This is a genomic window from Acetobacter garciniae (assembly GCF_017377735.1).
Taxonomy (GTDB): domain Bacteria; phylum Pseudomonadota; class Alphaproteobacteria; order Acetobacterales; family Acetobacteraceae; genus Acetobacter; species Acetobacter garciniae.
In genome coordinates, this window is sequence record NZ_JAFVMH010000007.1 from 84,445 (window position 1) to 109,731 (window position 25,287).

Here is a 25,287-nt window from a genome sequence, read left to right on the forward strand (position 1 = left end):
GCCGCTTGACCATGTCCCCCACTTTTGCAGACCTTTCCCTGGCCCCGTCCCTGCTCAGCGCCCTGGCGGAGGAAGGCTATGCAAGCCCCACCCCCATCCAGGCGCAGTCCATCCCGCTGCTGCTGGAAGGGCGCGACCTGCTGGGCATGGCCCAGACCGGCACGGGCAAGACCGCGTCTTTCGCGCTGCCGCTGCTGCACCGCCTTGCCGCGACCCCGCGGCCCGCGCCCAGGAACGGTGCGCGCGTGCTGGTGCTGGCCCCCACGCGCGAACTGGTTTCGCAGATCGCGGATGGGTTCAACAGCTTCGGCCGCTATCTCAAGCCCCGGGTCACGACGATTTTCGGCGGTGTCAGCCAGGTCAACCAGGTCAATGCGCTCAAGGCCGGGGTGGACATTATCGTGGCGGCCCCCGGGCGGCTGCTGGACCTGGTCGAGCAGGGGCTGTGCGACCTGTCGCAGCTTGAAGCCCTGGTGCTGGACGAAGCCGACCAGATGCTGGACATGGGCTTTGCCAAGCCGATCGAACGGATTGTCGCCACATTGCCCCGCGACCGCCATACCGTGCTGTTTTCGGCAACCATGCCCAAATCCATTGCGGCCCTGGCCGAAAACCTGCTGCGCGATCCGGCGAAAGTCGAAATTGCCCCGCCCTCCACCACTGTCGAACGGATCGAGCAGTCGGTCATGTTTGTCGATGCAGCCAACAAGAAAGAAGCCCTGCTGGAACTGCTGCGCACACCGGGCATGGGCCAGGCCGTGGTCTTCACGTTGCAAAAGAACATCGCCAACGAAGTCTGCGCCTTCATTACCGAGGCAGGCATTACGGCCGAAGCCCTGCATGGCAACAAATCGCAGGGCCAGCGCGAACGCGCGCTGGACGCCTTTCGGTCCGGGGCCGCACAGGTACTGGTGGCGACCGATATCGCCGCACGCGGCATAGATGTCGATACGGTCACGCATGTTTTCAACCATGACCTGCCCAGCCTGCCCGAAAGCTATGTCCACCGCATAGGCCGCACGGGCCGCGCCGGCCGCAGCGGCTTTGCCATCACGCTATGCGATGCCGAACAGAGGGCCTGGCTGCATGATGTGGAACGCGAAATCGGGCGCAGCCTGATCGTGCAGGACGACCACCCCTGGCATTCGGAAGCGGCGCGGACTTCGACCATGCGCCCACCCGTGCTGGGCGGCGGGCCGGTCAAGCAGGTCAAGCCGCAGAAAAAGCGCGAACGCAAGGTCTGGACCGAAGAAGAAAAGAACGCCGCCCGGGCCGCCGCCCAGCACGGCCTGATGCAAAAATCGATCTGACAGAACCGCGCGTGTCACATCAGGCGACGCACAGCCTCCACCACGTCGCGGTGGACACGCTCGGCAAGGGAGGACGGCAACAGGTCAAAGCCGTGCACCGCATTTGCATAGACGATCAGGTCGGTCGGCACACCCGCTTTCCACAGACGGTGCGCAAATGTTACGTCTTCATCGCGAAACAGGTCCAGCGTACCGGTCATTATGAATGTTGCCGGCAACCCTGACAGGTCGCGCATGAAGGCGGGGGACAGATAGCCAAATCGCGGGTCGTCGGTTGGCAGGTCCGCGCGCACGGCGGACCATGCATGCCGGTTCTGGGCGCGCGTCCATACGAATTCCCCTGTGGTCGGATCGTCAGAAGGGGCGTCTGGCCCGCCGGTTCGCAGATCGAGCATGGGGTAAATCAGAACCTGGGCGCGCAGGGGTATCCTGCCGCGATCGCGGGCCAGAAGCGCTGTGGCAGCCGCCAGGCAACCGCCGCCACTATCGCCCATGACCATGATACGACCGGGATCGACCCCCAGTTCGCCCGCGCAGCCATGCAGCCACACCAGGGCGGCGTAGACATCTTCCAGCCCGCCGGGAAAAGGTGTCTCCGGTGCAAGCCGATAATCGACCGAGACGATCAGCGTGCCTGTTTCCGATGCCAGCCGCTCAAGTGCGCCGGCCTGCATGTCCGGTGTGCCGGCAATCATCCCGCCGCCATGGACATAGAGAATGGCGGACGTTGTCTGCTTGCTTGCGGGGGGTCGAAACAGGATGACACGCACAGCAGGCACCCCGTCCGGACCGGGGATCGACCGCTCCTCATACCTGACCGATGCGGATTTCAGGAGAGCCGTCGTCCCCTCGACCAGGTCGCGGCGGAAGTCCATCAGATCACCCTGCTCCGGATCGAAGGATGGAAACAGAGCCACCATGTCGCGCTGCTCTGCGTCGACCAAACCAAGCGTAGTCATGGGAGAACTCTCCATCTCTCTTGCGGATCAACACGATCATAAAGAGCCGTGGACCGGGGCGACAGGCCCCCCAACAACAATTTGAATTGTTCCCTGTTTTTAAAAAATCCGCATGTTTCTTCGAGCACTGCGGGAAAGCGAAAACCCCATGCCCGAGCGGGACGCAAATGATGGCCCGCCTTCCCTGCCCCCCATTTCAGCCCGTTCGAAAAGGGCGTGATCGCAAAGGGTGGGGTAGCGCGTCTTTCCAACAGGGCATGGCGCTGACAAAAAAACCCTGTTCCAGCCGGAGATTTTCTCCTTTTGGAACAGGGCCGGTCATGTGGTATTGCCTCGGGGCCGGGTGTCAGGCGGGTGGGGTGAGCAGGACCGCGGCTTCGGCCGTCAGAAGCTGGAAGGTGAAGCTTTCCTGGATATAAAGCTCCACGCTGTCCGCCGTGTGGCTGGTATAGCCGATGGAGAAATCCTGCCCGATATCAAGCTCGAAGTCGCCACCCCGGGTGGACAGCACGAAGCCGCCTTCGATGGCTGGCGCCCAGATCACCTTGCCTTCGATCATGCGTTCGATATGGCGGTAGACGGGGTAGCCGTCTTCACTGCCGCCGCTGACCGCCTTGAACGCATCCGTGCCCAGCACGACCGTGTAGGGACCGTTCACACCCGCCAGACGCAGTTCGTTCAGGGCCGTGGCGATCACGCCGGGGTAGCCCTTGGGCTCGGCCGTCAGGGCCAGGGCGGGGTTGGACGAACCCGGCCCAATGCCCTGGATGCCCGCCTGCGCGTAGCCGTGGAACACGGCCCGGTCTTCGGCAAAGGCGATGGTCTTGGCGGCTTCCTTCACCGGGTCCCAGTCGGAATCCTGCGCACCGCGTTCGACATCGTCGATCGCTTCGCGCGTGAGGGTGAAGGGCACGCGCAGTTCCACCAGGCTGAGCACCTTGCGCTGCACCGCCTGCACGCCCGCCCCCGGGCTTTCAAGCCTGTGGACATGGCCGGTATTGATGGCGGAGCAGGCATAGCCCTGGGCCTCGGGCACATCGACCACGCGGCGCGCGCCAAGGTGGCGCTTGAGCGTGCGGGACGCTTCCTCCTCGATCTGTGCCCAGGCGGCAGCGGAAATCGGCGCAAGTTCCCGGTGGAGATTGTTCATGTCAGACCTCATTCTTCAGTGAGCCGATACCAAGTGAAGACCCCTTGGCCGATGCGGGCCGGGCATCGGGTGCGGGGGCTGGCGCGGGTTGGGGTGTCGCGTCCGCCACGACAGCCTGCTCAACCGCGATATTATCCAAAAACGTGCCGGTGGGCACGAAGAACAGGCACCCCGTGACCGCCCGGCTGACATCGAGCAGCCGGTCGTAATTACCCGGCGGGTTGCCGATGAACATGTTGTCCAGCATTTTTTCCGTGCGGCTGGGGGACTTGGCATAGCCGATGAAAAACGTGCCGAATTCGCCCTTGCTGATATCGCCGAACGGCATGTTGGCGCGCAGGATCTGCAACTGTTCGCCGTTTTCTTCAATATTGGTCAGCACGTTATGGGCGTAGCTGGGCTTGGCCGCGTCATCCAGTTCGATATCGGACAGCTTCTTGCGGCCGACGATCTTTTCCTGCACCTCCACGGGAATAAGGTCCCATTTCTTCAGATCATGCAGGTATTTCTGGATGATCACGTAGCTGCCACCGGCAAACGTCGCATCCTCATCCCCGATCAGGGTGGCGTCGGCCGCGTCCTGGTCGACCGGGTTTTCCGTGCCGTCGACAAAGCCCAGCAGGTCGCGTTCGTCGAAATACTTGAAGCCGTGCACCTCGTCCGTCACGCTGGCCACACCTTCCAGGCGCGAGACGATCTGGGCTGCCAGTTCGAAGCACAGATCCATGCGTGCGGCACGGATATGGAACAGCAGGTCGCCCGGGGTGGAGGGCGCATGGTGCACGCCCTTGATTTCGCGGAACGGGTGCAGTTCGCGCGGGCGCGGCTGGCCCAGAACCCGGTCCCATGCGGCCGATCCTATGCCCATGACGCAGGATAACTGCCCGTCAGGCACCCGGAAGCCCACCCCCCGCACCAGGGATGACAGATCCGCGCACAGCCCGCGCACCGTGGCGGCTGTTTCTTCCTCCGGCGCAGCGGCCTGGCCGGTCGTGTCATGAACCGCGCCATCCTTCAGGGTCAGGACCAGGAAGATCGCGGCGTGTGTCAGCCTGGCATCAACGGGTTGCGAATGCGCTGCGGGCAACACCACTCTCCTTCATATAATGGACACGAAACTTCAGTGCAGGCCCATCCGGGCTCTGGGCGAAGGTGGCATTCTTTTGCCGATTGATCCACCCCCCGCCACAAGGGCAGGCGCAACACAGGGTTGAAAACGCCCCGCCGCGCAGGCCCCGTGCGGGTGGGGCGCGCCACATCCACGCCGCGCAGTTGTGGACAGCAACACCACTCTCTGGAATAAGGAAGGCCGCGCTGGCCCGTTCGTGCCCCCTGTGCTGTCCGCAAGGTGTTTGTCGCACGCCCCCTTGGTCTGCCCCCTGGCATGGCCCGGGACGCTGCCACGAACGCGCCCCTGCGAACCAGTCCCCCGGGGTGGTGCGGGTTGCGCGCCCGATCCGGGTTGCGGCCGGCAGCATGCGTGCGCTGGCCGGGGCCTTGTCCTTACCCCCTTTTGTCTGGTTCCGTACTGTCATGTCCACTCGCCCCGCCCTTCTCGATGCCCTGCGTGACCAGGTCCTGCTTTGCGACGGAGGCATGGGCTCGCGTATCCAGATGCTGGACCTGGACGTGCAGCGCGACTACTGGGGGCAGGAAAACTGCACCGAGATCCTGACCCTGTCGCGCCCCGAACTGATCCGCGAAATCCATCGCGGGTATTTCGAAGCCGGGGCCGACATGGTGGAAACCAACACCTTCGGCGCATCCCCCATCACGCTGGGTGAATTCGGGCTGACGGATCGTGCGCGTGAAATCAACCGCAATTCCGCCCTTCTGGCGCGCGAAGCCGCGGACAGCTTTGCCGATGGCCGGCACCGCTACGTGGTGGGGTCCATGGGGCCGGGCACCAAGCTGCCGTCTTTGGGCAATATCGATTACGACACGCTGGAAGCCGCCCTGGCCGAACAGACACGCGGCCTGATCGAAGGCGGGGTGGATGCGGTGCTGATCGAAACCTGCCAGGACACGCTGCAGATCAAGGCGGCGGTGAACGGGGTCAAGATCGCCCGGGCGGAAGCCGGCGTGGCGCTGCCCGTTTTCGTGCAGGTTACGGTGGAAACCACGGGCACGCTGCTGGTGGGGCCCGATATTGCCGCGGCCGCCACGGTCATTCACGCGCTGGATGTGGACCTGATGGGCCTGAACTGCGCCACCGGCCCGCAGGAAATGGCCGAGCATGTGCGCTGGCTGGCCGAAAACTGGCCGCGCCTGATTTCCGTGCAGCCCAATGCGGGCCTGCCAGAACTGGTGGACGGCAAGACCAGCTACCCCCTGACGCCCGACGAAATGGCCACCTGGGTGGAACGCTTCATCCGTGAAGACGGGCTGAACCTGATCGGCGGGTGCTGCGGCACCTCCACCCCGCATATCGCAGCGCTTGACGCCATGCTGCGCCGTCGCGCGCAGGATACCGGCCGCATCCGCCCCGCCCCCGTGGCGCGCAGCGTGCATTGGGTGCCCGCCGTGGCCAGCCTGTACAGCCAGGTGCCGCTGCGCCAGGAAAACGCCTATTTCTCGATCGGGGAGCGCTGCAACGCCAACGGGTCCAAGAAATGGCGCGAATTGCAGGAAAGCCACGACTGGGATGGCTGCGTGGCCCTGGGGCGCGACCAGTTGCGCGAAGGCTCGAACGCGCTGGATATCTGCACCGCCTTTGTCGGCCGCGACGAACGCGCGGAAATGGACGAGGTGGTGACCCGCTTCACCTCCTCGGTCAATGCGCCGCTGGTGATCGATTCGACCGAAACCCCGGTGATCGAGGCCGCCCTGAAGCTGCATGGCGGCAAGCCGATCATCAACTCCATCAACTTCGAGGATGGCGAAGGCCCGGCCCACGACCGGCTGGTGCTGGCGCGCAAGTTCGGGGCCGCCGTGGTGGCGCTGACGATCGATGAAGTAGGCATGGCCCGCAAGCCCGAAGACAAGCTGCGCATTGCCGCGCGGCTGGTGGACTTTGCCTGCACCAGGCACGGCCTGGCCCAGTCGGACCTGATGATCGACCCGCTGACCTTCACCATCGCCACCGGAGCGGAGGACGACCGCAAGCTGGGCCAGTGGACGCTGGAGGGTATTCGCATGATCCGCGACGCCTTCCCCGATATCCAGATCGTGCTGGGGCTGTCCAATATCTCCTTCGGGCTGAACCCGGCAGCCCGCGCGGTGCTGAACTCGGTCTATCTGGACCACGCGGTCAAGGCGGGCATGACGGCGGCTATCGTCCATGTCTCCAAGATCCGCCCGCTGCACCTGATCGCGCCGGAAGAGGTCAAGGTGGCCGAAGACCTGATCTTCGACCGCCGGGCGGAAGGCTACGATCCGCTGCAAACCCTGCTGGCCATGTTCGCGGACCGCAAGGCGTCCGAAGCCGTTGCCCGCAAGCGCGCAGAAACCGCGCCCGAACGCCTGAAGGACCGTATTGTCGATGGCGACCGCAAGGGGCTGGAAGCCGACCTTGAGGAAGCCATGCAGACCATGGCGCCCATCGACATCATCAACACCGTGCTGCTGGACGGCATGAAGGTGGTGGGGGAGCTGTTCGGCGCGGGCAAGATGCAGTTGCCCTTCGTGTTGCAGTCGGCCGAGACCATGAAGGCCGCCGTCGCCTGGCTGGAACCGCATATGGAACGGGTGGAAGGCCAGCAGCGCGGCACCATCGTGCTGGCCACGGTCAAGGGCGACGTGCACGATATCGGCAAGAACCTGGTGGATATCATCCTGACCAATAACGGCTACCGGGTGGTGAACCTTGGCATCAAGGTGCCGGTGGCCGACATGATCGAGGCCGCCCGCCGCGAAAAGGCAGATGCCATCGGCATGTCCGGCCTGTTGGTGAAGTCCACCGTGGTCATGCGCGAAAACCTTGAGGAAATCTCCCGCGCGGGGCTTGAAACCCCCGTGCTGCTGGGCGGTGCGGCCCTGACCCGCAACTACGTGGAAGAAGACTGCGTGGCCGCCTACGCCCCCACGGGGCGCGTGGCCTATGCGCGTGACGCGTTCGATGGCCTGACGCTGATGGACCAGATCGCGCAGAGCGGGTTCGACGGCTATCTGGCCGCCATCCAGAAACGGCGCGAAGGCAAGGCGTCGCGCCGCAATGCCCGCACGCCCGAAGCCGCTGAAACACGCGGTTACGCGCCGGTGGATGTGGCCGAGGTACGCGCCCGCCGCGCAAGGCTGAACGCGGACGAACAGCCCCCCACCCCACCGTTCTGGGGTGCGCGCGTACTGGAAGCAACACCCGAGGCGGTGCTGCCCTTCCTGAACGAGCGCGCGCTGTACCAGTTCCAGTGGGGTTTTCGTAAACAGGGTCGCTCGCTCGATGATTTTCTGATCTGGGCCCGGCAGGAACTGCGCCCCATCCTCAAGCGCATGCTCGACCTGGCCAAGCAGGACAATATCCTGACCCCACGTGCCAGCTACGGCTACTGGAAAGCCGCGGGCGATGGCAACGACCTGGTCCTGTTCGAACAGGACGGCGTGACCGAGGCCGCACGCTTCGCCCTGCCGCGCCAGCCCCGCGCGGATGGGGACTGCATTGCCGATTTCGTGCGCGACATCAACGACCCCGAGCGTGACGTGGTGGGGCTACAGGTGGTCACGGTCGGGCAGAAAGCCTCCGACATCGCGCGCGACTGGTTCGAGGAAAACCGTTACCAGGACTATCTGTACCTGCACGGCCTGTCGGTGGAAATGGCCGAGGCCATGGCCGAATACACGCATAAACGTATCCGTGCGGAACTGGGCTTTGCGGGCGAAGACGCGCGCGAACTCGACGCCCTTCTGCAACAGGGTTATCGCGGGTCGCGCTATTCCTTCGGCTACCCCGCCTGCCCCCGGCTGGAAGACCAGGCCCCCCTGCTACGCCTGCTCGACGCCGAACGCATTGGCGTATCCCTGACCGATGGCGACCAGTTGCACCCCGAACAGTCCACCTCCGCACTGGTCATCCTGAACAGGCACGCGAAGTACTTCACCATCTGACCCCGCCAGCCCCCGCCCGCAACCGTGCGGGGGCTGCGAGCTGGAGGGTTCGAAGAACCCCTGGTTTTGATGGGTCCTCTATGATTCCATCTCTCATCTTGTGATGAAGGATGGACGGAATGAAGCCCTGGTTTCTTTGATGTTGAAGAGCGTCTTGCTCGTCTGAGCGGGCTTGGTGACCAACTGGAAGCGTTTTCCCAGACTGTGGATTTTGAGCTGTTCCGTCCTGACCGGGACAAGGCTCTGGCGTATTCAAATAGAAGCAAAGGCGGTCGTCCACCCATTTTGCTTCGGTTCTGATGTTTAAAATCCTGGTGATCCAGATGCTGAATAATCTGTCCGATGAACGGACGGACTACCTGATCAATGATCGCCTCTCTTTCCGGCTATGCAGTTGCTCTCGCCAGAAGCCGGGGGCGCGTCACTTGAGCCGATATGAACAACGCCACTATCATTTCACTTTTCTTATTTCTTTTGCACAGAAATAATATATTCCACCATGCGGCAACGCGATGCCAAAGCGATGAACTTCATCGGGAGCAAGTCCATCGTCCTCAGGACCTGCGTCCAATTTTATATCCTCTATTACGCCAATATAATCCAGATCATAATTATAAGGCCAACCGGTGTGAATACGGACCGTATCACCTACCGAAAACGGATTTATGGCCTTTCCTTTTCTAAAAACTCTCATTTTACTGAGATCATTTCTGGTTTACCTCCTGAATAAATATGAAAAATACACATTGCCGCAACTCTCCCTTCTGTTTGGTTCACTTTCGAATGGGTCTTGGCATTTGACAAAGATCCTGAGCCGAGTGACAGCAACACCATTATCGACGGCAGATGTTGCCGTGATATCCCGTGCATTCATGTCAGTCAGCACTATCCCTCAAAGAAGAGTTTTGAGTCGTATAGAACTAAATATCAAAACATACAACTTTTTTGGCCGGGATAATACTGAGATATTTGTCTCATTTATGTCTTCTTTTCTTTTTTGTTTTCAAATTGTCTTTTTTTTCTAAGATCTGATTGTCTTGTTTCTGATGGGGGGATATCAAAGGTTATGTTCATTTTACTCTCATAGAGCCCATTTCATCACTCCGCGGCTGGAGTGTTCCGTTCTGTTGAAGTCTGTCATGCCGTGAAAGATGTCTCGCAGGTGCCTGCGGGGTGCGGCCAATAGGGAGTATGAATGCGTGGGTTGTGGTGACATCACTTATGATTATCGAACATAATATGGTCACATAGACGACATACATCGCCGATCCGAAAACACAGAGCAGGAGGCGTTGGAGGTCGGGTTATTGTGGATGCGTGCGACAATATCCCTATTGACTGGCGTATCTTACTTGGACGGGAAGTCTCTGTGGCCAGTCTCTATTGTTAATTCTTGGTACCGAAGTGACAAATAGCCTGAAAAATCCCGAGTAAAGGCACAATCAAGGATACGTTGGGGTGATGGCAGCAGATACTGGAATGGCGCGCGTTCTGATTGTCGAAGACGACGAAATAACACGCAATTTATACGAAGCCGTTTTGGTTGGCGCAGGGTTCGCAACCGAGGCCGTCGGCTCTCTTGCAGACTTGCAGGCGCGGATTAACCAAGAACGCTTCGATGTCATTCTTCTTGACCTCCGGTTGCCTGATGGCAATGCACTTAAACTGGTATCAAAGCTCCGATCCACGACATCAGCTGGCATCATCGTCGTGACATCCAGTAGCGAAGCCGCCGATCGTCTGAAGGGCCTGGAAAGTGGTGCCGATGAATATGTTGAGAAGCCTCTTCATCCACGCGAACTGATTGCCCGCGTCCGAAATCTGGCTACAAGACTGCATGAAATTGTTAGACCGGTTCCAGGTAGCCCTGTTCATTGTTTTGAAGGTTGGACGGTTGATTTGGAGGCCCGAAATATCTGTTTAGAGACGGGTGCGAAGATTCATCTGACTGAAAATGAATTCCGGCTACTAGACATCTTGATCCGCAGCGCTCCCAAGCCGGTGTCTCGCGACCGTCTCCTTGCAGGGCTTCGACACGATGGCACCGTCACTGCACGGGCTGTAGATAAAGCTATCTACCGTATACGATCTAAACTTCAACGGATACGGGGCGTGATGCCTTTGATCGAAACGGCGCATGGCTTGGGCTACCGCCTTGTAGATAAGCAGATGAATAGTACGGACTAACTTTCCCCATCCAGATGCTGGCGAGGTGGAGAGCAGATGTCCCTTTTTTAGGACAGGATTGGTCCCGAGCAATTGGGAAAAAGGAGCCTTCGTGTTTGATCATGCTATAAATGCGGTTGCTTTCGCTGTCATCGACCCGAATGGACTTATTCTCTATTGTAGCCCACGTTTTGCACGCGTCATGAATCCGCGACCGGGGCAAACGGCTATTGCGTCCCACATCGGAAGTTGGCTTGAACCCGTATCGGATAACAGCACGTCTTCATGGTTTACCGGTGATACCATTGAGGAAGGAACTTTGCGGCTCAGACAAAATGGACGCCCGATCCATTACCGACTGGACCCTATGAAAAACAGAGACCGACCGGCTGGTGCCGTGGTTTTTCTCGGTGACGATGCTTTTGGTTTAGACTTGGTCCATGCGAGAGCCTTTCATCTTAATCCTGGACTTTCTGCGGTTTCGGTCCTGGAAACGGGTGAACATCTGGATGTGAACCCCGCGTGGCTCAACGCGATGGATTATCAACGCACTGACGTAATCGGCAAGACTGCCCGCGAGATGAATATCTGGGAACACGATGCGTTTCGTTCTGAGGTCGTGGGGCAACTGACCGAGCACGGGCGCGTCGAAAACCTTGAAGGACGAATGCGGACACGCACCGGAGAACTACGGGATATTATCGTCAGTGCGGAACTCGTTGCCTATTCGGGCCGAAAACTGGCCTTCTTTGCATCGCATGATATTACGGAGGTTAAAAAGATACAGGCAGATCTCGAAACCTTGAACCGGCAGCTGGAAGCACGGGTAAACGAGAGAACTGTAGAGCTTGAAACAAAGAATGAGCAACTCATCAGCGCTGTGACACAAGCTGAAGCTGCCAACGAGGCCAAAAGCCAGTTTCTGGCAATGATGAGCCATGAACTCCGGACGCCGCTGAATGCGGTAATCAACATGGCGGAGCTTCTGATGGAACCAGGCAATGAACACGGCTACCAGCATTATGCTACCAATATCGTCAGTTCTGCGCGGGCCCTTGCTGCCATTGTAGATGATACTCTCGACTTCTCTCGAATTGAAGCCGGTCATCTCAAAATTATACCATCCGTGGTTGATGTCGGTAGAGTCGTCGAGGAGGTCGTTCGAAGCTTAGCGCCACTGGGGCATAGCAAAGGGCTCGACATAGTTCTCGCCGTCGCAAAGAATGTTCCCAAGACCGTAGTTGTCGACCCCGTCCGCCTGCGCCAGATTCTGTTCAACCTGGTCGGCAACGCCATTAAATATACCGCAACTGGCTGGGTTCAAGTGGATGTCGATCTTGTAAATGCGCAAGGCGATTGCGAACTGGTTCTGGTGGTGACCGATACAGGAATTGGTATTGAGCCAGCGGATCAGCAACGAATCTTTGGCAGATTTTCTCGTCTTGAAGACGGAGCCGACGGGGCGACAAACGGTACTGGTCTCGGATTAAGTATCGCACTTGGCATCGCGCAGGCGATGGGTGGATCGATCACAGTGAGCGGACAGAGAAATTACGGCAGCGTGTTCCGTCTTACTCTCCCCGTCATGAACTGCAGCGCGCCTGTTCCGGCTACCGTGGCGACCAATATAGCTATAGTGGGACCAGCTAGCAGAACACGCCAAGTATTACAAACCGCGTGCGTTGCCGACGGGATGCAACTTCATGTTATCGAAAGAATTGAGACCGGAAAACTGCCGCAATCTGGTTCCGTGGACATTGCCATAGTCGTAGCACCTCTCGATGAGGTTGGGCCCTCGGTGGAAGAGTGGTGTCGCTTCGCTCGTAACCAATGTCGTCATGTCGTATTGTTGGCCCCCATTGGGAGAAACATCAATAATGTGGAAGCACTTATATCCGAAGGCGTGCATGTGGAGACTTACCCCATAGGAAGGGCCAGCTTGATGGCCGCCCTCGACCTCAAGGATATGACTTTGCGCTCGGATGCGAAAACGGGGAGAGATACGCTTACCGGCAGCAATATCCTGATTGTCGACGATGTTAAAGAAAATCGATTGGTCGCCGAATGGGGGTTGAAAGCATCAGGGGCTAACGTCACTGCAGTTCATGATGGAGAGGCCGCCATCTCTGTTGCGGCACAGGGCGGGTTTGATCTTCTACTTCTGGATCTCCGTATGCCTGGTCTGGATGGATACGAGACCGCCAAAAGAATTCGGGCAACCGAAGGAAAGGCCGGTGACGTCCCCATTGTTGTGGTTTCTGCCAATGTAGCGCCTGATCCGTCAAGAATGGCAGCGGCGGGGATCAACGGCTTTCTTGCAAAGCCTTTCACACCAGCGGCCTTGCGGTCGATAGCTGACCGTTTCCGAAAGAAACCGTACCCTCTGCATCTTTCCGACAGGATAGATCGTCCGTCCCTGATTTTGGACAGAGAGTTCTTGAATGCTCAACTGGGTTATGCGGGGTCTGAAGCTGTAAAGAGCGCCATTCATACTTTTAAGACCTCGCTTGAACAGCGCTTGACTACCATTGAGGCCGCAACGGATGGCAATATACAGGCAGACGGGGTGCACCAACTGGCCGGAGCAGCGGTGGCGCTGGGTTTGCTAAAACTTGCCAAACTTTGTCGACAAGAAGAAAACGCAATACGTGACCAGGGTATTGCTTCCCCTAAGAGATCTCACAGATTGCAAGCGATTCGCGCGTCGGCCATAGCGGCCCTCCACGCCCTTTTGCATTATCAAAGAGATATGCCGGTCTGACTTAGTTTTCTAGCCTGTGCCTAGCATTCCGGCGGGAGAGAAAACCATTTGTGTGGTGTGATATCTGCCGATCCATTCTTCGGAAGAGATGGGCCTCATCTTTATCGTTGCAATGAATATCAACCGTTACGACCAAGAAACTATATTACCGCAGTGGCCAGGGTGGTATATTCATGTTCTCTTTTATTTTCCCCACAATAGCGGTAGAGTTTATTCCTATTGTCGTCGCAATATTGTCAATAGTATTTTTTGATAGAATTAACATTCTGGCGATACTCGCGGTACAAATTATGTTATTATTTTACTTAAGCGATATTTTTGATATCGGCGTCTACATTTCGGAAAAAATGTTACAAATCGAATACGCTCACTATATTTTCGATATTGGATAGCTCTACAAAGGACGAAGATTGTAATATTAGTAAACTCAAAATATGCAATGTCGTTAGGGTAAGAATCTCAGTTTGTTGAGCAAACTTACAATTGTTTCCCTTGCCGGAAACACAGACCATCGCCCCTTATCTTCTATTGCTGTTTGGTATTCTAGAGATCAACCAAATTCTGGTGACGGCCAAACAGAGAAAGGTGGGACCGAAGATAACCCTGCCACGCCGCGTGAAAGACCCCATGACAGCGCGCATACCCTCTGCTTCGGGAAGGTTAGGCACAGGACATTGACCCACGGCGAAAAAGCAACGCATCATGCAACGATGGTCTTGTCCCGCCCACCCGCGCACTGGTCTGCTGCCCGCGCCACCCACAAACAGGGGACGGGGAAGGTAAACGTGCGGAAAAAAGCCCCCGCGAGCAAAACGCAAGCCCGCACTGCCGAGCAGGCGGCCACGCCACGGGCCACCACCGTGCAAGCCGCAGCGGCGAACAACAGCACCCGCGCCTTATCTTCGGGCAGGCAGGTGGGCAGGCAGCCTGCCTCTGGCGGCAATCCGGGCGTTCCCGCCACGGCACCCAGCACTGCCGCATCGCGTTCCGAAAACCCGGCGGACGGGGTGGAGAGTGTCGATATCGCCCTTTTGCGCCTGAGCCAGAAAGTGGGCCTGCACGCCACGAACTGCACGGCGGCGCTGATCGCCAACCGGCGGGACGACATCATCCGCGAAAGCGCTTCGTTCCTGAAGGCCCTGGAACAGCTCTGGGCGCATGAGACGGTGGACCCCGCCGATATCTGGACCGAACTGCTGCGCCGCCTGGAAGTGGCCGAACTGCTGCACCAGCTCAACCAGCCGCCGCACCGCAAGAAACGCAGCGGCAAGGTACCCAGGCCATGGCGCATTACCACCAGCAAGCTGCCCTGATCGGCCGCCGACCAGGCGCTATCCGCACATCCGAGCGCCGTAATGGCGGGCGCATGACCCGACAGGGGCCAGCCAGACGGGTGGACGGCAGGCGTGCGGACGAGGCTGCGTAATTTTTTTCTTTCCTTCGGCCGGTCCGGGCTATAAGGCGCAGCTATGGCGCCGCTTGATGGTATTTCCCTGGCCATTATGGCCTGTTCCGTTGCCCATGGGTTCTGGCGGGGCTTTACGCGCCTTGCCCTGGGGCTGAGCATGTGGGTGCTGGCCTTCATGGCGGCATTGCGTTTTCACACAGTCCTGATGGGGGTGGTGGGGCGGTATGTCTCATCCCCGCTGGTTGCCCAGGTGGTGGCCTTCGTGCTGGTGCTGCTGGGCGTGGTGCTGGCGGGGGGTCTTGTCTCAGCCATGATCGTGCGCGTGATCCGCGCAACCCCGCTGGACGGGCCGGACCGCCTGCTGGGCGCCGCATTCGGGGTGGTGCGCGGCGCGCTGTTCGTGGTGGTGGGGTTCCTGGTGGCCCAGTGGGTTCTGCAACCGCAGGATCTGCAGGCCCTGGTGGACGGAAGCAGACTCACTCCCTATATCCAGTCTGGTGTCGCCCAGGTTCAGCCCTATCTGCCCGATTTTGACGTGAAAAGGGTTGCGCCAAAGCCCTCAACAGGCCATGACGCCAGCTTGTAATCTCCTTACGGCCCTAGCCAGCCCATTGCGGAGGCCCCTGCTCAGCTATGTTGCTTCATTCCCGTCTGCCCGGAACCCCATCTGCAACCCCGCCTGACGCCCTGGCCGGAACACCGGTCGACCCCTCGGCTGAAACGCTGACAGGACTGCCCGCCCCCTTTTCGGCGGATGATGACCACCCGCATGAGGAATGCGCCGTATTCGGCGTATGGAACGCGCGCGACGCCGCCGCCCTGACAACGCTTGGCCTGCACGCCCTGCAACATCGCGGGCAGGAAGCGGCAGGCATTGTCTCCTTCGATACGGAGGAGGAGCGTTTTTGTTCCCACCGTGGGCTGGGCCTGGTCAGCGATGTGTTCAGCGACCCGCGTGTGATGGCAAGCCTGCACGGCACGCGCGCCATCGGCCACAACCGCTACGCCACCACCGGAGCCACGCAGCTCCGCAACGTGCAGCCCCTGTTCGCGGAATTCGCCTTTGGCGGGCTGGCGGTGGCCCATAACGGCAACCTGACCAACAGCGCCATGCTGCGCCGCGAACTGATCCGCCGGGGCTGCCTGTTCCAGTCCACCATGGACACGGAAGTGTTCGTCCACCTGATCGCCATTTCGCTTTACGCCACGGTGGAAGACCGGCTGATGGACGCGCTCAAGCGCGTGACCGGGGCCTATTCCCTGGTCGTGCTGTCGCAGGAAGGGCTGATCGGCGTGCGCGACCCCATGGGCGTGCGCCCGCTGGTGCTTGGCCGCCTGCCCGGTGAAGACGGCAAGGAAGGGGCCTGGGTTCTGGCGTCGGAAACATGCGGGCTCGATATCATCGGGGCCGAATTCGTGCGCGACGTGGAACCGGGCGAGCTTGTCATCATCAACGACAGCGGCATTCGCTCCCTCCGCCCGTTCGGGGACACCAAGCCCCATTTCTGCGTGTTCGAATACATCTACTTCGCCCGCCCCGACTCCATTCTGGAAGGGCTGCCGGTCTATAACGTGCGCAAGCAGATCGGCCGCGAACTGGCCCAGGAAAGCCATGTCGATGCCGATGTGGTGGTGCCGGTGCCCGATTCCGGCGTGCCATCGGCCATCGGCTATGCCGAAGCCAGCGGCATTCCGTTCGAACTGGGCATTATCCGCAACCACTACGTGGGCCGCACCTTTATCGAACCCACCGACCAGATCCGCCATCTGGGCGTGAAAATGAAACACTCGCCCAACCGCCCCACGCTGGACGGCAAACGCGTGATCCTGGTGGACGATTCCATCGTGCGCGGCACCACGTCGCGCAAGATCGTGGACATGGTGCGCGCCGCCGGGGCGACGGAGGTGCATATGCGCATTTCCTCCCCCCCCACCAAGCATTCCTGCTTTTACGGCATCGACACGCCCGAACGCAGCAAGTTGCTGGCCGCCCAGCACGACCTGAAAACCATGGCCGAACTGATCGGCGTGGACAGCCTGGCCTTTATCTCTCTCGACGGGCTGTACCGCGCCATGGGTCATGAAAGCCGCGAAGGCTGCCGCGAACGCTATTGCGACGCCTGCTTTACCGGCGACTACCCCATCCCCCTGGTCGACCACGACGCGGAATACGGCCCCGGCACGGCCTGATACCCTCCGGCCGGGGGCCATTCGCCCCCGGAGTCACCGGACCGCAAAAGCCGCACAGCTACACGAAACGGCCGGCAGCGAATATTAGCCTTTTTTGCCCTGGCCAAGAATGGTACCAGCGCAGATAAACCCCCAGGTCATGTTGGGGCCGATTGTGGTTCCCGCACCGACCGCTCGAGTTCCGATTGGATTGGCCATGGCAAGGCCCGCTGCATAAAGCCCTTCCAAAACAGAACCATCCGTACGCAGAACCTGCCCAGATGCGTTGGTACGTGCGCCCCCTTTTGTACCCAGAATAGATCTGTTCAGGCGAAAAGCCAGATAAGGCCCTTTTTCGATTTTACCCAGCGTATTATTCGACCCATGAGATTTGTACGTATCCCATGTGCCTGTGCCACGCCCGAAATCGCGATCAACGCCCTCGTCACAGAATGTGTTGAAGCGTTTGACTGTATCGGCCAATGCCTGGGGGGATAAACCGATCTTGCCAGCCAGGTCTTCAAGCGTATCGGCCCGAACTGTCCAGCGTTTGTCGTAGGACGCATACCACCGAAAGGGTAATGAACGGCCTAAAAAGCGTATATCCGCGATCAACCACGCAGGCAGATGAACCGGTTCACCCGTCTCTGGATCACGCTGGTCAAGTATTTCTCCAATATTAAAATCATATTCGCTCAGAAAACGACGCCCGTCACGATTGACGATAATTGAATGTGGCTCGGCCTGGTACGTGACCGGCAAACCGTGCGACCTTCCTTCGTAACGCGTTGGCAGACAGGGATAGATATTAGCCTGATCCATGCGCGCCAATAGGGCACCCGCCTCCGACGCCATTTTCTGGCCATCCCCTTCATTCGTGCGGGGGCTGCCTATGCGATCAACCGGACCGGGAAAAAATTCCTTGCGCATCATCGTGTCCCATTCGAATCCGCCAGTGGCAAGAACGACGCCCCGGCGCGCAGCAATCACGCGCTTGCTGCCGTCATGCTCCACTTCAACGGCCGTCACCCGCCCGCTCTTGTCAGACACGAGGCGACATGCCCGTGTCCGAAGCAGGAATGTGCAGCGTAAATCCAGGCAACCCTTTATCAACCCTGCCATCAGGGCCGTGCCCTGCCCGCCACTTCGCGTAAGCCAGCGTCGCGCAAGCTGTGGCAACAGCCGCAGCCCTGTGCGGATTGGATGATGGTACGGATCGTGTCGCACCATTTCATCGTAATCGAAAAGCGTCACCAGGGTGGAGTCACGTAACGAACGCGAAAAACGTCCCAGTATGCGACGGCTCAGGACTTTCGGGGTGACCATCCGGCCTACAGACTTACCGCCGGGGCTTTCGGGAAACGGATCAGGTTCATCAACCAGTTTGAAACGGAGCGGAGTATGGGCTTCGACAAATTTCAGCATCTGCGGGGCGGCATAAGCAAAAGCGCGCCAAAGCGGGGCCTCATCACTCTCCCATCCAGCGGGGGAAACGGCGTGCAAATAGGTCAGCGCTTCCTCGCTGCTGTCCTGAACACCCGCTTTTGCAGCGATATGGTTGGCTGGCACCCATGTCCCGGCCCCGGACATGGCACTTGTGCCCCCTAATCGCGCGGTTTTTTCAACAACGAGAACCTTCAGCCCGCCTTGGGCCGCACGCAGCGCCGCAGTCATGCCAGCGGCACCGGAACCCAGTACGACGACATCGTACGTTTCATCCATAATAAGGCCTCCACGAGGATATTTGTTATATGGTATATCGTTTATGCCCATAATCAAAGATGGCATGCATCCTTTTGATGCCTCTGCCTTAAACGGCGGAAATCAGCGTTTTTAGCCGCGGAAATCCACAATGTTCGACGCGACCGTTTGTGGCAATTGTTCGACTTTGATATAAGAATGCTATACGCAATTATATCCAAGTCACCGTATTATCTTTGGGAATCTTTCTATGTCTGACGCCTTGGCTAGCTTCGTGCCGTTTGAACGGGTGGAAACACTTGGCACACGCGTGCGCGAACAACTACGTCGAGCCATAATGGTGGGACTTTTCAAACCGGGCGAAAAACTGACATTACGTGCAATCGCATCGGCACTGGGGGTCAGCCTGACACCGGCGCGGGAGGCTTTGCTCAATCTCGGTGCGGACGGAACACTGGATATCGGCCCCAAGGGGTCCATTCACATCCCCGTTCTGGACAGGGAGAAGCTGCGTGAACTGCTTAAGGTTCGTCTTTCGCTGGAAAGCCTGGCAGCGCGGGAAGCAATCCACAAACTGACGTCTGAAGATATTATCGAGATCAGCGCGATTAACGACCAGCTGATCGAAGCGAATCAAGCCAAGAACTACCGTGAACTGATTGACCTGAACTGGTCTTTTCACTTCACCATATACAACGCGGCGCAAATGCCGTTCCTTGTCCGTATGATCGAAAGCTGCTGGTTGCGCGCGGGATCATACCTGAACGTGATTTATCCCGACTTTGCATCCAGCGACAAAGGCATCCTTAATCATATTGCAATTCTTCGCGCCATTCGCGAACATGATGCGGATGCGCTTGCCAATGCTCTGATGCATGACATTGAAACATCGGCAGAAGCGCTTTACGCGCAACTGGAATCCTGACTCCGGATAACGATCCACACGCCCCAGAACAGGGCCCGAAGACCGTTTCAACTCGATCCACGAAATATCAACGCATTCTATAAAAATTTTTGGTGAAAATTTTTATAGATCTTGAGGGACCGTCACCTTTTCAAAAAAAAGGCGACACCCAAAAACCTTTATCGCTCTTGATCATGGATTGTTTTGAAACAGTTTCTCAGTCCGTCGCTGAAACCAGAAACTGGCGGATGGGCAGGCAGGAAACGATAGCGCCAGCCAGCAGAAACAGTGCCGCGACACTAAACGCCGCCTGGAAACCGGAATTGGCTGCGACAAGATACCCTGTGGCAACCGGCGCTGTCGCCCCAAGCGCGCTGCTAACCGTTATAATCACACCACAGACTGACCCTGTCAGATCATGAACGGGAGTCAGATCGCCGATCAGCGCGACACTTTCCCCGTAAGACACGACAATCATCGCCATCCCGAAACTGACAATAGCCAAACAGAGGGAAAGATTGTCGATAAAGGGCACGAGCCAGATAACCATGGCACCCGCTAGGGAAAGCGCGACCAGATAGCGCCGTCCCCCATGCCCAAAATCGCGCAGTCGCCCCAGAAAATAGAAAAGCCGCCCCAGTCCGATGGAAATGAACACGGAAACAAAATAGCAAAGAGAGAAATAATTACCCGATTGCGCTGCGGTAATATGGAACGTGTCGATCAGATAAAGCGGCAACCAGGACAGCATGAGAAAGGTGGCGTAATTTGCAACGCATTGCGGAATGGCGACGGCCCAGAATACCGGCTTTGTGACCACATGCAGCACAGCAAGGCTTGAACCCTTCCGTCGTACGGGCGGTGTCGCCACGCCCGGCTGCCGATAAAGCAGCAGCCAGATCCCTGCCCAGGCCAACCCGGCCAGCCCCAGAACGAAAAAAGCCATGCGCCACCCCCAGCGGCCGATAAGCCAACTGCCTAGCACGGCACCCGCAGCAAGACCTCCCTGAATGCCGCTCATGGAAAGGGTCAGCGCAAAACCGCGTTCGGACGGGGGAGCCCAGTCCTTGACCGCCCTGCTCCCCAAGCTGAACGTGGGGGATTCACCGGCCCCCAGAATAACGCGCGACAGCAGGAACTGCGGAATGCTGCGCATGACGCCACCCATTACCATCGCAACCGACCACAAGGCTGCCGAACAGGCCCCCACCCAACGGGGCCCGACACGATCGACAAGCAGTGCTGAGGGAAAATTCAGCAATGAATAAGACCATAGAAAGCTCGACAGAACCCAGCCTGCCTGCTCCGTACTTAAGCTGAATTCCTGGCATAGTTCGGGCATCGCTACGGACAGCACGGAGCGATCGGCATAATTTGTAAGGCTCATGACAAAAAGCAGAAGGTATATGACGTAACGATACTGGCTGGGCCGATCCGCCTGGGGCCTGTCGAGAAGGGACATGCGTGGTTCTCCGTGGGTCCGTCAGTACCCGGTATAGGAAAAGATCGTGCTATCGCGTCATGATTTCTTCATGGCGTCAATACGGTCCTGCACCGCATGCAGCGGATGCATATAGCGACCATACTGGACACCCATGGCATGAAACGGCACGGTCCGCAGGCCTGTCATCGGCACAGGCAGGTCACGTTCGGCGGTTTTCCCCAACATCAGATCTGCTGTCATGGCACCCCACTGCACGCTGAGGGCGACCCCACGCCCCGAATAGATCCCCGAAAAATGAAGTCCCGGCCCAAGGGCCATCATGCGTGGAAAACGGTCTGGCACCACGGCAAAAATACCCTCCCAATAGCGGTCGGCCACGGAAAGGGGCAGGCCAGGGAAAATCTCTCGCAGCCTGGCTGCCACGTCACGCAGGCCACGATTGGCGGCGTCATGCCACAAGGTATGAAGGCCGACCATGGCCAGCCCACCCGTCGAATCATAACGAAAGGCCCGGATAATGCGGCTGGTGTCGGAAACGCCTTCACGCCCCGGCAAAACGCGGGCCTGCCAGTTTTCATCGAGCGGGCCGGTGGAGACCTGATAGACATGCAGGGGCACAGAAACTTTCCGGATTCCGGGCCAAAAGGAGGATTGCGGAATATTTGCGGTTATCAGAACCTGGCGGGCCGTCACCTTTCCCCCCGGGCAGGCCAGTTGCCACCGCCCCCCTTCGCGTCGAATGTCGGTCACGGCCGAGTCCTGATAAATATGGGCACCGGCTTGTACTGCTGCGCGCGCCATACCTTGGCAAAACGCATAAGGGTTCAGATACCCGCCACTTTTTGCCCGCCATCCACCGTAAAAGGAGGTCGATCCTATGCAGGCGGACATGGCGTCACGCTCAAGCCAGTCCACATCGTAGCCAAGCTGATTCCATTGTCCGTAAAATGTGCGCAGTCGCGGTACGACCGATGGCGCATGGGCCGCCTGAACCCAGCCGCGTTGGACAAAATCGCAATCGATTGCGTGCTCACGGATGATATCCGCCACGTGCTGGGCGGCACGCCCCACCATCCGGTTGAAAATGCCACCGCGATGGCTCCCGAAAATCCGCTCGATTTCCATGGGCGAATTCCGCGAATGATGAGGAATGACCTGCCCGTTATTTCTGCCCGAAGCCCCTTGGCCTATACGCCCCGCATCAAGCACAACGACTTTCTCGCCCGTTTTTGCAAAGCGAAGAGCCGCAGCAAGACCAGTCAAGCCCCCCCCCACCACCACGACATCGGCTTCCAGATCGTCACGCACCTCCGATACGGGGCATTCGGGTTCTTTCGAAATAAGGCGCCAGTGGAACGTGGCAGGAAGCGCGAACATCATCTTGAAACCTCTTTATCCGAACACCCCCCGCAGGGCGCACGGCCCTGGGGAGACGACAGGCAAACAATAAGGAGCGTCAGAACTGGGCGGCAATGGATCCAAAGAACATGCGCGGCGCCCCGATCATGAAGGACTGGTAGCTGTAAGCCCCTGTGGAGAGAGACAGTGGATTACCCCCCTCACCCATGGTGGAGATCCAGTGGGAGCCAGTCAGGTTGGAAATATTGAGCGACACCTTCAGGTCATTGAGATAGCTGGAAAGGTTATTGAAATCGTAGCTGGCGCCGAAATTGGACATCCAGTAACCAGGAGCCTTCAGATCTCCGACGTAGCTGAAGTTACGGGCACCTGTATAAGACCCGTCAATATAGGCTTCCACCTGCTTCCAGTGAAAAGACAGCCGTGCTTTGTACATGAAGCGGGGATAGTTGATAACCTGCTGATTCTTGAGATGGTAGACAATACCCTGCTGGGTTATGTTCTGGTCGTAAACAGCGTGATTATAACTGATGCTATTGTACAGAGAGAGGTATTTCGTCGGCCGGATCGTCAAGGCGGCATCGACCCCGTTCATGGTCACGCCGCCAACATTCGCGACAGCCGAGACCGGGTTGATGACCGAACCCGCCGTGATCTGCTGCAAGCGATTGAAAAAGTTTGTACGATAGGCATAGACACTGGCATCAAGCAGTTTGTCGCTGAAACGGTAACCGATGGCATAGGTCCAGTCCGTTTCCGGCTTCAGCTTCGCCGCCGACGCGTTATAGGCCGATTGCAGGACCGAAAAAGGAGACGCGCAAAGCTTGTATCCACATTCGGCGTAAGAATGCACGTTTTCAGAAATGTCTATGAACAGTTCGTGATGAGTCAGGAATTTATAATCAAGACCGATATGCGGCAGGAAAGGCTTGGAAATGGTCTGGCCCACACCGCTGGCAATGGGATCGCTCGATCCGTAATAGGCCGCATCAAGATACCCGTTTCCCACACGTGTCGTATTCAACATCGACTTGAAGCCGAAATGCAGGGAAAGATCCGACGTGACGTGATACGTGTCGCTGAAAAACCCGGTAAACGTATTGGTATTGTACGTTTGCGAGAAGATTTTTGCAAAGGGGTTGGTGAAATGCCCCAGATCGTTCAGGATACCGCCTGACAGGACGCCGTTGACCAAAGACGGTTCCGCATAGGCGTACATCGGTGAAACATAATGATTGTTTTCGTACCAGACACCGACGGAAAGATCATTATGTGCGATTTTGTACGTCATGGACGATAAAATGCCAAATCGGCGTATTTCAGGCTCTTTCACCAGATCGCTGAGCGGGGATCCTGTCGGTGATCCAAAATAGGGCGAAACCCATGTTGTCTGGTTCTGCTGATTATGTCCATACACAGTCGTGACCCAACGCAGGTGATCAGTCAACGCCAGGTTCGCGGTCAAGCCGCCCAGCAAGTCGACATTGTTGGTACCGCCGGCGTAATAAGCCGCATCCAGCGGGTCTGACAGACGGGAGATGGACGGGGAATAGGAACCATTCGCAGCATTGACCGCAGTCTGGTAACCCGAAAGACGCCCATTATTGTAATAATTCTGGTTGGGCCCGATTTTATCCAGCATTTCGAAGGAATAATCGTCATATGAATGCATATGAAGATCGCTCCAGTTAAAGAACATGCTGATCTTGCTGGCCTCGCCAACCGGCTGCACCAGTTTGGCGTTGACCTGTTGCAGAAACTGCTGCCCCCACCCTTTCCACAACTTGGTATCGTTACGCATGTAGGAGGCATAAAATTTCGTGCCACTTTCGTTCAGTTTACCGGAATCGAAGCGAATGAACGTGTGGTACATATTATAGCTGCCGAATGTCTGGGCAATTTTACCGCCCATCTTATCCTGCGGATCGGACGATACGTATTGAATCGACCCGCCCAGGTTATTTGTCGCCGCGACATCTTCCGCCCCCGCAGATTGCGACACGTCAAGGCGTGCAACGTTTTCTGACGAAATTGCCTGGAGGGGATTAAGACCATTGTAATTACGATACGTCATTTCCCCCAGCGGTATGCCATCCAGCGTCATGCCAATTTCCTGCTGCTGGAAACCATGCATATAAAGCTGCGACGTATAGTTATCCAACCCCTGCGCGTCGGCCGACTGGAACATGACACCCGGCATTTCACCCAGGACTTTCATGGGATTGGTACCGGGCACTTCCCGCGCAATCATCTGGGCCCCGACGGATAGCATTGTGCCATGGGGTTTGCGCGTTGTCGCAACCGTCAGTTCTTCCACGTTTTTTGACTTCAGCGCACCGGACGCCCTGGCCCGTGCCGGCGCCGCATCCGGTTTGACACCAACATGACTTTTCGCGCTTGCGCGCGATACGGTGCTTTTCTGACCCTGCGGCAAGGCATGCACCTGTGCTGCGGCAGGCTGCGCCGCAACAACGAGGACTCCAATGCATGAACCTGCGGCAAGCAACCTTCGCTGCATTGCTCCTGTCATTCCACACATGATCCGCGACATGTTCATTCCCAATTTCTCAAAGGGTTAAAAAGAAAACCGGTTCGTACTGCCACTGCCGCGCCTGGCTGCGCTCCGATAGCTCGGGCCTTTCACAACACATACCGCTATAACAGAGAACATATAACGCTCGGAACGATGAGATTGTTATTCCGATATGTCAATGAAGTTTTTCTTCGATCGGCGAGAAACCCTATATTTTGTGCTGTAAACAGCGCAGAAACTGCCCATATGCGTCCCGCTGGACATAAGCCGTGCCGAAGGGACAAACTTTCCTTGACAGTTATATGTTATATCGATTAGCATCCAATATCATCGGCGTATTGGAAGATTGTCGACCGTGCCTGCGTCTTGGTCGCTCCCATTCA

At 58.0% G+C, this 25,287-nt stretch carries 16 protein-coding genes and 1 pseudogene; 9 read left to right on the forward strand and 8 right to left on the reverse strand.

Translation table 11 applies throughout. The annotated features are described in order from the left end of the window. Positions 1-11: 11 nt before the first annotated feature. Complete coding sequence (locus tag J2D77_RS13110) at positions 12-1,310, forward strand: DEAD/DEAH box helicase (protein WP_207846859.1); 1,299 nt, start codon at positions 12-14, stop codon at positions 1,308-1,310. A 14-nt stretch (positions 1,311-1,324) separates the two neighbouring features. Here J2D77_RS13110 and J2D77_RS13115 read toward each other — a convergent pair whose 3' ends face one another. The 3 genes from J2D77_RS13115 to J2D77_RS13125 form a co-directional block, all read right to left on the reverse strand. Further along, positions 1,325-2,269: an alpha/beta hydrolase gene (locus J2D77_RS13115; protein WP_207846774.1), complete on the reverse strand. Its 945-nt coding sequence runs from the start codon at positions 2,267-2,269 to the stop codon at positions 1,325-1,327. A gap of 346 nt (positions 2,270-2,615) precedes the next feature. After that, positions 2,616-3,419, reverse strand: a complete 804-nt coding sequence (locus J2D77_RS13120; RefSeq protein WP_207846775.1) for a family 1 encapsulin nanocompartment shell protein — start codon at positions 3,417-3,419, stop codon at positions 2,616-2,618. 1 nt (position 3,420) lies between these two features. After that, complete coding sequence (locus tag J2D77_RS13125) at positions 3,421-4,506, reverse strand: Dyp-type peroxidase (RefSeq protein ID WP_207846776.1); 1,086 nt, start codon at positions 4,504-4,506, stop codon at positions 3,421-3,423. Positions 4,507-4,952: 446 nt separating this feature from the next. Between J2D77_RS13125 and metH the strand changes: the two genes are divergently transcribed. Together metH and J2D77_RS13135 are read left to right on the forward strand one after the other, a co-directional pair. Then, the gene (gene metH / locus J2D77_RS13130; protein ID WP_207846777.1) at positions 4,953-8,459 is read left to right on the forward strand and encodes a methionine synthase; all 3,507 of its coding nucleotides are present in this window, start codon (positions 4,953-4,955) and stop codon (positions 8,457-8,459) included. A 162-nt stretch (positions 8,460-8,621) separates the two neighbouring features. Then, a pseudogene (locus tag J2D77_RS13135) lies at positions 8,622-8,875 on the forward strand (transposase); the annotation flags it as partial. 35 nt (positions 8,876-8,910) lie between these two features. Here the strand turns inward: J2D77_RS13135 and J2D77_RS13140 are convergent. Then, a complete protein-coding gene (locus J2D77_RS13140; RefSeq protein WP_207846778.1) occupies positions 8,911-9,153 on the reverse strand; it encodes a hypothetical protein in 243 nt (80 codons plus the stop codon). A gap of 767 nt (positions 9,154-9,920) precedes the next feature. On the opposite strand from J2D77_RS13140, the gene J2D77_RS13145 reads away from it, so the two are divergent. The 5 genes from J2D77_RS13145 (at position 9,921) to purF (ending at position 16,984) form a co-directional block, all read left to right on the forward strand. Then, positions 9,921-10,646, forward strand: coding sequence for a response regulator transcription factor (locus J2D77_RS13145; protein WP_207846779.1), 726 nt, complete (start codon positions 9,921-9,923; stop codon positions 10,644-10,646). A 91-nt stretch (positions 10,647-10,737) separates the two neighbouring features. Continuing rightward, positions 10,738-13,386 (forward strand): PAS domain-containing sensor histidine kinase, encoded by a 2,649-nt coding sequence (locus J2D77_RS13150; RefSeq protein ID WP_207846780.1) that lies wholly within the window; start codon positions 10,738-10,740, stop codon positions 13,384-13,386. 785 nt (positions 13,387-14,171) lie between these two features. Further along, positions 14,172-14,699 (forward strand): phosphoribosyl-ATP pyrophosphatase, encoded by a 528-nt coding sequence (locus tag J2D77_RS17340; protein WP_230975797.1) that lies wholly within the window; start codon positions 14,172-14,174, stop codon positions 14,697-14,699. Positions 14,700-14,855: 156 nt separating this feature from the next. Next, a complete protein-coding gene (locus tag J2D77_RS13160) occupies positions 14,856-15,380 on the forward strand; it encodes a CvpA family protein (protein WP_207846781.1) in 525 nt (174 codons plus the stop codon). Between the two features lie 47 nt (positions 15,381-15,427). Continuing rightward, positions 15,428-16,984, forward strand: coding sequence for an amidophosphoribosyltransferase (gene purF / locus J2D77_RS13165; RefSeq protein ID WP_207846782.1), 1,557 nt, complete (start codon positions 15,428-15,430; stop codon positions 16,982-16,984). 84 nt (positions 16,985-17,068) lie between these two features. Here purF and J2D77_RS13170 read toward each other — a convergent pair whose 3' ends face one another. After that, a complete protein-coding gene (locus J2D77_RS13170) occupies positions 17,069-18,751 on the reverse strand; it encodes an FAD-dependent oxidoreductase (RefSeq protein WP_331000095.1) in 1,683 nt (560 codons plus the stop codon). A 163-nt stretch (positions 18,752-18,914) separates the two neighbouring features. Between J2D77_RS13170 and J2D77_RS13175 the strand changes: the two genes are divergently transcribed. Further along, on the forward strand, positions 18,915-19,589 hold the full coding sequence (locus tag J2D77_RS13175; protein ID WP_207846783.1) for a GntR family transcriptional regulator: 675 nt from the start codon (positions 18,915-18,917) through the stop codon (positions 19,587-19,589). 196 nt (positions 19,590-19,785) lie between these two features. Here the strand turns inward: J2D77_RS13175 and J2D77_RS13180 are convergent, their stop codons facing one another. The 3 genes from J2D77_RS13180 to J2D77_RS13190 all read right to left on the reverse strand — a co-directional run bounded on the left by J2D77_RS13180 (position 19,786) and on the right by J2D77_RS13190 (position 24,928). Next, on the reverse strand, positions 19,786-21,030 hold the full coding sequence (locus J2D77_RS13180) for an MFS transporter (protein ID WP_207846784.1): 1,245 nt from the start codon (positions 21,028-21,030) through the stop codon (positions 19,786-19,788). Between the two features lie 57 nt (positions 21,031-21,087). Beyond that, a complete protein-coding gene (locus J2D77_RS13185; RefSeq protein ID WP_207846785.1) occupies positions 21,088-22,392 on the reverse strand; it encodes an NAD(P)/FAD-dependent oxidoreductase in 1,305 nt (434 codons plus the stop codon). Between the two features lie 76 nt (positions 22,393-22,468). Next, positions 22,469-24,928, reverse strand: a complete 2,460-nt coding sequence (locus J2D77_RS13190) for a TonB-dependent receptor (RefSeq protein ID WP_230975798.1) — start codon at positions 24,926-24,928, stop codon at positions 22,469-22,471. Between the last annotated feature and the right edge of the window lie 359 nt (positions 24,929-25,287).

Bases quoted from the DNA above. Each gene is read 5' to 3' on its own strand.
- metH (WP_207846777.1), top strand. From the start codon at position 4,953: ATGTCCACTCGCCCCGCCCTTCTCGATGCCCTGCGTGACCAGGTCCTG.
- J2D77_RS13120 (WP_207846775.1), bottom strand. From the start codon at position 3,419: ATGAACAATCTCCACCGGGAACTTGCGCCGATTTCCGCTGCCGCCTGG.
- J2D77_RS13180 (WP_207846784.1), bottom strand. From the start codon at position 21,030: ATGTCCCTTCTCGACAGGCCCCAGGCGGATCGGCCCAGCCAGTATCGT.
- J2D77_RS13185 (WP_207846785.1), bottom strand. From the start codon at position 22,392: ATGATGTTCGCGCTTCCTGCCACGTTCCACTGGCGCCTTATTTCGAAA.
- J2D77_RS13110 (WP_207846859.1), top strand. From the start codon at position 12: ATGTCCCCCACTTTTGCAGACCTTTCCCTGGCCCCGTCCCTGCTCAGC.
- J2D77_RS13115 (WP_207846774.1), bottom strand. From the start codon at position 2,269: ATGACTACGCTTGGTTTGGTCGACGCAGAGCAGCGCGACATGGTGGCT.
- J2D77_RS13170 (WP_331000095.1), bottom strand. From the start codon at position 18,751: ATGCCATCTTTGATTATGGGCATAAACGATATACCATATAACAAATAT.
- J2D77_RS13160 (WP_207846781.1), top strand. From the start codon at position 14,856: ATGGCGCCGCTTGATGGTATTTCCCTGGCCATTATGGCCTGTTCCGTT.
- J2D77_RS13190 (WP_230975798.1), bottom strand. From the start codon at position 24,928: ATGAACATGTCGCGGATCATGTGTGGAATGACAGGAGCAATGCAGCGA.
- J2D77_RS13140 (WP_207846778.1), bottom strand. From the start codon at position 9,153: ATGAGAGTTTTTAGAAAAGGAAAGGCCATAAATCCGTTTTCGGTAGGT.
- purF (WP_207846782.1), top strand. From the start codon at position 15,428: ATGTTGCTTCATTCCCGTCTGCCCGGAACCCCATCTGCAACCCCGCCT.
- J2D77_RS13145 (WP_207846779.1), top strand. From the start codon at position 9,921: ATGGCAGCAGATACTGGAATGGCGCGCGTTCTGATTGTCGAAGACGAC.
- J2D77_RS13175 (WP_207846783.1), top strand. From the start codon at position 18,915: ATGTCTGACGCCTTGGCTAGCTTCGTGCCGTTTGAACGGGTGGAAACA.